The sequence below is a fragment of the Pengzhenrongella sp. genome (genome assembly GCF_036565025.1).
GTDB lineage: Bacteria > Actinomycetota > Actinomycetes > Actinomycetales > Cellulomonadaceae > Pengzhenrongella.
In genome coordinates this window covers 1-7,351 of sequence record NZ_DATCNW010000085.1, presented here as the reverse complement: position 1 = coordinate 7,351, position 7,351 = coordinate 1, and the positions used below count along the sequence as shown (strand labels likewise).

The window sequence follows — 7,351 nt, the reverse complement described above, 5'->3', positions numbered from 1 at the left end:
GGCGCTCGCCGTCATCGCCGCCGCGCTTCTGGACGCCGGGCGGCCGATCATCGTGATCGCCCGGGACGGCCCGCTGCGGGTTCTCGGCGCAGCCCGGGCACCGGCGACCACCTGCGGGTTCTCCCCCGACGCGATAGGCCGGCTGCTCGCGACCCTGCCGTGCGAGGCGGTCGTGCTCGTCGACGACCTGGACGGGCTCGAACAGCAGACCCCAGCGGTCGCCGAGCAGTTGGCCGCCCTGGTGAGCGGCGCGGACGACACCGTCGAGCCGGCCGGTCCGGCCGGTCCGAGCCTCGGGCGCGCGCCGGTCGTCGTCGCCTCCGCACAGACGGCCCGCGCGGCGATGGCCTACCGCGGCGCGCTCGGTGCGCTCCGGGCGACGCGCCGCGGGCTCCTTCTCGGGCTCGCGGAACCGGGCAGCGGCGAGGTGCTGGGCGTCGGGCTCGAGTGGGTCATCGATCCCGCGCACCCGCACGCGCCAGGACGCGGCGCGCGCCAGCACGGCCGGGACCTGGTGCCCGTCCAGGTGCTCGACCCGGACCTCCCCTGAGCACGCCCGGTCGGGACGGGTGGCGGGCTACGCGACCCGGGTGCCGCTCGCGCCGCCGTCGGGCTGGTGCGCGCGGGCCGACGTCGCCGCGAGGACGGCGGGCAGCAACAGTCCGACGACGACCACGACCGTGCTTGCGAGCACGAGTGCGGCCCAGAAAGCCACCTCCGCGCCGAGCCAGCCGATTGCCATCACCGCGAGCAGGAGCTGCCAGGTGATCACCGGGGCGCGGCCCCACCGGCGACCGTGCCAGAGCGCTCGAACGGCGAAGATCAGCGCGGCCGCAATGCCCAGCGCGAACAGCACGAGGAACACCGTCGCGCCCGGCAGCTGGCTCGCTCCGCGCAGCAGATCCGCGATCCACGCACCACCGAGCCCGACGAGCAGGGCCGCCTGGACGAGCACCAGCAGGCACACCGCGGCGAGCACCCGAGGGCGCGGCCGCGCCGGCCCGCTCGGGCTGGTGGGGACCGGGGCGGAGGGTGGCGGAGGGGCAGGGCTGGCGCCCGACCGGTTCGGCGACTTACGGGGGGATCTGGACACGGTCACGACTTTACGACCCGCGCCGCACGGATAGTTCGCGGGCAGTTCGCGGGCAGTTCCGGGCGGTTCAGTGGCCGTTCGAGCCTTGATGTGACCAATACCTCAGTCCTGTGCGAGAAAGACTCGCAATACCCCTTGTGCACCACGCGCCCAGGGGGGAACCTGGTGGCAGCCCCGTTTTCCAACCCCCACTGAGGCGTGCCTTGATTCGGGCCTGCCCTACTTATCTCTAGGAGATCCCATGGACTGGCGCCACCGCGCTGCTTGTCTCGACGAGGACCCTGAACTTTTCTTCCCGATCGGGAACACGGGTCCGGCGCTGCTGCAGATCGAACAGGCGAAGGCGGTCTGCCACCGCTGCACGGTCGTCGACACCTGCCTCAAGTGGGCGCTCGAGTCCGGGCAGGATGCCGGCGTGTGGGGCGGCCTGTCCGAGGACGAGCGCCGCGCCCTCAAGCGCCGCACCGCACGCCAGCGTCGAGCCAGCTGAAAGTTGCGCGCCAGGTCTGGTGCGAACGGAATTGAGGCCCCGACGGACTCCCGCCGGGGCCTCCGTCATGTACACCACCAGGTGACGGGCACCTACGGCCCGCATTGATCGCCGGCAAAACCCGAATTCTGCGAACTGCGCACCTTCGGGTCCGTTCGCGCCTTCGGGGCCGGCACGCCTACGGGTCCCTTCACGCCTTCGGATCGCGCAACGTGACCTCGAGCACAACTTCCGTCCCGCCGCCGTCCCGCGGCAGCCACTCGATCATTCCGCGCAGCTCGTTCGTGACCAGCGTCGAGACGATCTGGGTACCAAGCCCGCTGCCGGCGCCCTTGGGGCCCATTCCGACGCCGTCGTCCGCAACCACGACCCGCAGCTTCTGCGCGTCCCGCTCGGCCCGGATCTCCACCGTGCCGCCGTCGGTCGACGCGAGGCCGTGCTCGACGGCGTTCGTGACCAGCTCGGTGAGCACCAGGGCCAGGGCGGTCGAGTCCGCTGCCGGCACCATGCCGAACTTGCCGGTGGTGACGGTGCGCACGTGCCCGCCCGCGGACGCGACGTCGGCGGCGAGCCGCAGGCTACGGCCCACGAGGTCGTCGAACGGCACGGTCTCGTCGAGGGTCTGCGAGAGGGTCTCGTGCACCAGCGCGATCGTCGCGACGCGCCGCATCGCCTCCTCGAGCGCGGCGCGCGCCTCGGGTGACTCCATCCGGCGTGCCTGCAGCCGCAGCAGCGCGGCCACCGTCTGCAGGTTGTTCTTCACCCGGTGGTGGATCTCGCGGATCGTCGCGTCCTTGGTGATGAGCTCGCGTTCCCGGCGGCGCAGCTCGGACACGTCGCGGCACAGCAGCACGGCGCCGGTGCGCTGCCCGTGCTCGGTCAGCGGCACCGCGCGCAGCGACAGGCACACGCCGCGGGTCTCGATGTCGGTGCGCCACGGCGCCCGGCCCATCACCACGAGCGGCATCGACTCGTCCACCGGCGTCTTGTGCAGGTCGTTCTCGATGTGCTCGGTAGTCACCTCGATCAGCGAGCGCCCGACGAGGGAACCCAGCACCCCCAGCCGGTGGAAGCAGCTCAGCGCGTTCGGGCTCGCGTAGAGCACCTCGCCCTCGGAGTTCAGCCGGATCAGGCCGTCCCCGACACGCGGGGCGCCGCGGCGCGAGCCGGTCGCGGAGTTGGGCAGCGGGAAGTCGCCGCGCCCGATCATGCCCATGAGGTCGTCGGCGGCCTCGACGTAGTTGAGCTCGAGCCGGCTCGGCGTGCGCGCCCCGCCCAGGTTGGTCTGCCGGGCGACGACGGCGATCGCGCGCCCGTTGTGCACGACCGGCATCGCCTCCTCGCGCACCGCGTACGAGCCGAACCACCGCGGCTCGCGCGAACGCTGCGGGCGGACCTCGGTCAGCGCGAGCTGGAGCTGGGGGCGCTGCCCCTCCGGGGCGTGCGCGCCAACGATATCGTCGTAGTAGACGGTCGCCCCGGTGCTCGGCCGGCACTGGCCGATCGCGATGAAATCACCATCGTGGGTCGGCAGCCAGAGCACCAGGTCCGCGAACGCCAGGTCGGAGATGACCTGCCAGTCCCCGATCAACAGGTGCAGCCAGTCGATGTCGGCGGCATCGAGGTCGGAGTGGTGGGAGACCAGGTCGCTCAGGGTAGGCACACGCAAGCGTAGACACGCGCGCGGAGTGCGGACTCCGCACCCGGATACCGGCGACCTTCGGTAGCCTCGTGCTTCAACAGCGCGTCCCTGATGGGGACTATCCCGGCCGGGGTCATTCCGGGCACGGGCGAAGGAGGCCGACACCAGGTGCACGTCCACGTAGAGCTCCGCTACAACGCCGCGGTCCCGGTCGTGGCGGCAATGCTTGCCGACCCCGAGTACGGGCGGGCCCGGGTCGAGGCGAGCGGCGCCATCGCCCACCACGTCGAGGTGGCCGGCGGGCCCGAGGGCCCGTTCACCGTGACCACCCGGCGGTCCATGCCGACGGACCAGATCCCCGCGAACTTCCGCGCCTTCGTCGGCACGAGCGTCGAGGTGCGCCAGGTCGAGGCATGGGAGGAACCCCAGCCCGACGGACGTCGCGGCACGGTGGTCGTGGAGATCGCCGGTGCGCCCGTTCGCCTCACCGGCATCACCACCCTCGAGCCGGATGACGACGACCACACCGTGCTCACCTACGACGGCGACGTGAAGGCCGGCATTCCGCTGTTCGGCGCCGCGATCGAGGAGGCCGCCGGCCGGGCCGTCGGCGCCGCCCTCGAGGCCGAGCAGCAGGCGGGTAATCGGTGGCTGACGGAGCACCATCACGGCACGGCGGCTTGATGGCTTGACGCGGTAGCGCGCGCCCGCGAACGCGAGCACGTGACGACTCGGAGGGGAACGCGATGACGATCGGCGAGGATCGGGTCGGTGCGGTGGCGCGCAGTCGCCCTCGGCTCACCGCGCCGACACTCGAGCAGGTCGCCGCGCTTGCCGGGGTGTCGCGCTCGACCGCGTCCCGGGCGATCAACGGCGGGCTGCGGGTGTCCACCCACGCCCAGGCGTCGGTGGACACGGCCGTCGCCGAGCTGGGGTTCGCGCCGAACCGCGCGGCGCGCTCGCTGGTCACCCGCTGCGCGAACTCCGTGGCCCTCGTGGTGCCGGAGCCCGATGAGCTGGTCATGTCCGACCCGTTCTTCGCCGCCACGATCAGCGGGCTGAGCTCGGCGCTGTCCGAGACCGACCTGCAGCTCGTGCTCGTGATGGCCCGGCCGTCCGACATCGGCACCCGGACCGTGCGCTACCTGCGCGGGGGGCACGTGGACGGCGTCGTCGTCGTCTCCCACCACCGCGACGACATCCTCGCGGACGAGCTGAGCCGCTCGTGCGTGCCGACGGTGTACGTCGGGCGCCCGCTCCAGGGCGACCACGAACTGCCGTACGTGGACGTCGACAACACCCTCGGTGGGCGGCTGGCCGCCGAGTACCTGGTGCGGATCGGCCGACGGCGGATAGGCACGATCGCCGGCCCGCAGGACATGTCCCCCGGCCTCGACCGACTGACCGGCTGGTCGGCCGCTCTCGTCGCTGCCGGGCTGACCGCGGATGCGGTCGCGTTCGGGACGGACTTCACGACAGCCGGCGGTGCGCGCGCCGCGGAACGCCTCCTCGCCGAACATCCCGACGTCGATGCGATCTTCGTCGCCTCCGACCTGATGGCCGCGGGCGCGCTCGGCGTGCTGGCCGCGGCCGGACGCCGGGTACCCCAGGACGTGGCCGTGATCGGCTACGACAACCTGTGGGTAGCCACCTCGACGTCGCCCCCGCTGACCACGATCCTGAACCCCGTCGTCGCGATGGCCCGCGCCGCCGGCGAGATGCTCCTCGATCTGCTGGCCGGACTGCCACCGAGACCCAGCCCGGTGATCTTCGCCCCACAGCTGGTGGTCCGTCGCTCGACCTGAGTGAAGAGCGGTCGAACCCGCTCCTCGCCTCGGGGCTTCAATGGACCACCGCCCCAGGTGAAAACAGGGGTGAACAGTGCTGAACTAGATATCGCCGGACGCGAGAAGTCACCACGACGTTCGTGCGACGCCAGTTCCACTGGAGAGTGCATCATGACCGTCCATCAGGAGACGACGGGGCGCCGCCGGCGACCTCTCGGGGGTCTCGCGGTGCTGATCACGGGCGCCGTGCTCGGGCTCTCGCTCGATTCGGTCGTGGCCCGAGCAGTCGTGCTGGTCCTCACCGTGGCGGCCACCGCGGTCGTCATCGGCCGCCGCGCGCCACCCACGAGGCCGCATCCGTCCTCGGCCGCCGAGGAGCGGGACGATGCCGCCGACCAGCGCGACCACGCCGCCGACCAGCGCGACCAGGCAGCCGACCACCGCGACGAGGCTGCTGGACAGCGCGACAGCGCCGCCGACCAGCGCGACCAGGCAGCCGACCTCCGGGACCACGGGGGCAAGCAGCGCGACGACGCCGGCGAGCGGCGGGACCGCGCCGCCGACCGGCGGGACGAGGCAGCCGACCTCCGGGACCGGGCCGGCGAGCAGTTCGACGAGGCCGACGAGCACGACGAGCAGCCTGCCGCGCAGGGCACCGGCAGGCTCGCGACCGACGGTCACCTGCGCTCGACCCTCGCCCGGCAAGAAGCTGCCGACGACCGGAGCCGGGCCTCACAGGATCGCGAAGCGGGCGCCAGCGAACGCACGGAAGCGGAGGTGGACCGCGGCACCGCGCTCGCCGATCGGGCAGCGTCGGCGACCGAACGCACGCACTCCGAGGCGGAACGCGACACCGCGCTCGCCGATCGCGGGGCCTCGGCGACCGAACGTACCCACGCCGGACTCGATCGCGACTCCGCGCTGACCGATCGTCGCGCATCCGCCGACGAACGGGCGTCCGCGTCCATCGACGGACTGACCGGTGTGTACCTCCGGAGCGTTGGCTTCATCGAGCTGGAGCATGAGGTGGACAAGGCACACCGGACAGCGCAGCCCCTCGTCCTGGCCTTCGTCGACGTCGACCATCTCAAAGACATCAACGACTCACGCGGTCACGCGGCGGGTGACCGGATGCTGCGCGAGGTTGCGACGACGCTGCGTACGAACCTGCGTTCCTACGACCTGGTCTTCCGCTACGGCGGTGACGAGTTCGTCTGTGCGCTCTCGGGCCTGCCCCTGGCCGAGGCGACGAAACGACTGGCGCACGTCAACACAGCTCTTGCGGTCGCCCCCGAGCACGGCTCGGTCACGGTCGGGCTTGCGCAGCTACGGCCGGCGGAGTCGGCCGACGCCGTCGTCGCTCGCGCGGACGCGGCGTTGCTGGAAGAGCGGCTCCGGAACAGGCGCACCCCCCGGTAGCGCTCCGGCGCGGACACGTGTCCGGCTCGGGCCGGGATCCCGCCGAGCCGCAGCCCGGTGATGTTCGCCCCTGAGCTGGTCATCCGCCGCTCGGCGTGAGGCTGGGCGACGCCGCCCGACCGGCGGACCTGGCGGGTTGCCTACTCCGGAACGAGGTCGTGCCGGCGGGCGTAGTGCCGGCGCGCACGGTCGCGGTTTCCGCAGTCGCCGCTGCTGCACCACCGGCGGGTGTTACTGCGGGTGCGGTCGAGGAAGAGCCACCCGCAGCCGGGTCCCGCACAGCGGCGCAGGCGGTGCACCTCGGGGGACTGCAGGAGATCCAGGGCCTGCAGAGCCAGCACCCGGGGCAGGTCTGCGGGACGGCGCGCAGCGAGCCGCCAGCGCGCCGGCGAGCCGACCAGGTCGCTCACGGCGATCGCGTCGATCAGGTGAGCGCGCAGCGCCGCCGGGATCACCCCGACAATGCCCGACGGCGGGGTGTCGGTCAGCGGTGCCAGCACGGCCGCCAGCTGTTCGCGAAGGTCGCGGACCTCATCGAGTACGCGCTGCGCCGACGTTTGGTCCCGCGCGCCCAGCTCGCTGACGTCGGCGGCGGCACTGGGGTCCAGCAGGTCGACGCGCAGGCACCAGCCGAGCAGCGCGGGGAGGTCGACGAGATTGTCCCGTCGTCGCTCGTCGTCCCGCCGCCAGGAGACCGTGTTCACCAGGTCCAGCGCAGGGTGCCCGCCGATGAGCTCGGGCATGCGGGTTGCGACCACGGGTGGGCCTCCTCCTTGTCTTCAGACCCAGATCCGCGAGTAGTGGCGGTTCTGGGGCCTCGGTGCTCGTTTCGGGCGCCGTTGGCGGTTTTTCCGTGACGCGACATGGCTGGGTCCCGGCTGTCGCGTCGGGTGGGCGGGTTTCCGGGCCGTGGTTGTGGT

The 7,351-nt window shown here is 72.4% G+C and carries 8 protein-coding genes; 5 read left to right on the top strand and 3 right to left on the bottom strand.

Annotated elements, in window-relative coordinates; translation table 11 throughout:
* The coding region (locus VIM26_RS04635) for a hypothetical protein (RefSeq protein ID WP_331949181.1) at window positions 1-550 on the top strand (550 nt) is incomplete at its 5' end.
* 27 nt (window positions 551-577) lie between these two features.
* On the opposite strand, the gene VIM26_RS04630 is transcribed toward VIM26_RS04635, so the two are convergent.
* Window positions 578-1,093, bottom strand: coding sequence for a hypothetical protein (locus VIM26_RS04630; protein WP_331949180.1), 516 nt, complete (start codon window positions 1,091-1,093; stop codon window positions 578-580).
* A gap of 241 nt (window positions 1,094-1,334) precedes the next feature.
* Between VIM26_RS04630 and VIM26_RS04625 the strand changes: the two genes are divergently transcribed.
* Window positions 1,335-1,583, top strand: a complete 249-nt coding sequence (locus tag VIM26_RS04625) for a WhiB family transcriptional regulator (protein WP_331949179.1) — start codon at window positions 1,335-1,337, stop codon at window positions 1,581-1,583.
* Window positions 1,584-1,773: 190 nt separating this feature from the next.
* Here VIM26_RS04625 and VIM26_RS04620 read toward each other — a convergent pair whose 3' ends face one another.
* Window positions 1,774-3,246 carry a sensor histidine kinase gene (locus VIM26_RS04620; RefSeq protein WP_414696442.1) on the bottom strand — a complete coding sequence of 491 codons (1,473 nt, stop codon included), beginning with the start codon at window positions 3,244-3,246 and terminating at the stop codon, window positions 1,774-1,776.
* Window positions 3,247-3,393: 147 nt separating this feature from the next.
* Here VIM26_RS04620 and VIM26_RS04615 point away from each other — a divergent pair, with 147 nt between their 5' ends.
* The 3 genes from VIM26_RS04615 (at window position 3,394) to VIM26_RS04605 (ending at window position 6,431) form a co-directional block, all read left to right on the top strand.
* Window positions 3,394-3,909 (top strand): DUF2505 domain-containing protein, encoded by a 516-nt coding sequence (locus VIM26_RS04615; RefSeq protein WP_331949178.1) that lies wholly within the window; start codon window positions 3,394-3,396, stop codon window positions 3,907-3,909.
* 62 nt (window positions 3,910-3,971) lie between these two features.
* Window positions 3,972-5,030, top strand: coding sequence for a LacI family DNA-binding transcriptional regulator (locus VIM26_RS04610; protein WP_331949177.1), 1,059 nt, complete (start codon window positions 3,972-3,974; stop codon window positions 5,028-5,030).
* A 153-nt stretch (window positions 5,031-5,183) separates the two neighbouring features.
* On the top strand, window positions 5,184-6,431 hold the full coding sequence (locus tag VIM26_RS04605) for a GGDEF domain-containing protein (protein WP_331949176.1): 1,248 nt from the start codon (window positions 5,184-5,186) through the stop codon (window positions 6,429-6,431).
* Between the two features lie 140 nt (window positions 6,432-6,571).
* Here the strand turns inward: VIM26_RS04605 and VIM26_RS04600 are convergent, their stop codons facing one another.
* Window positions 6,572-7,189 (bottom strand): CGNR zinc finger domain-containing protein, encoded by a 618-nt coding sequence (locus tag VIM26_RS04600; RefSeq protein ID WP_331949175.1) that lies wholly within the window; start codon window positions 7,187-7,189, stop codon window positions 6,572-6,574.
* Window positions 7,190-7,351 lie beyond the last annotated feature (162 nt).

Coding starts and splice junctions, on each gene's coding strand:
- VIM26_RS04625 (WP_331949179.1), top strand. CDS start 1,335: ATGGACTGGCGCCACCGCGCTGCTTGTCTCGACGAGGACCCTGAACTT.
- VIM26_RS04610 (WP_331949177.1), top strand. CDS start 3,972: ATGACGATCGGCGAGGATCGGGTCGGTGCGGTGGCGCGCAGTCGCCCT.
- VIM26_RS04605 (WP_331949176.1), top strand. CDS start 5,184: ATGACCGTCCATCAGGAGACGACGGGGCGCCGCCGGCGACCTCTCGGG.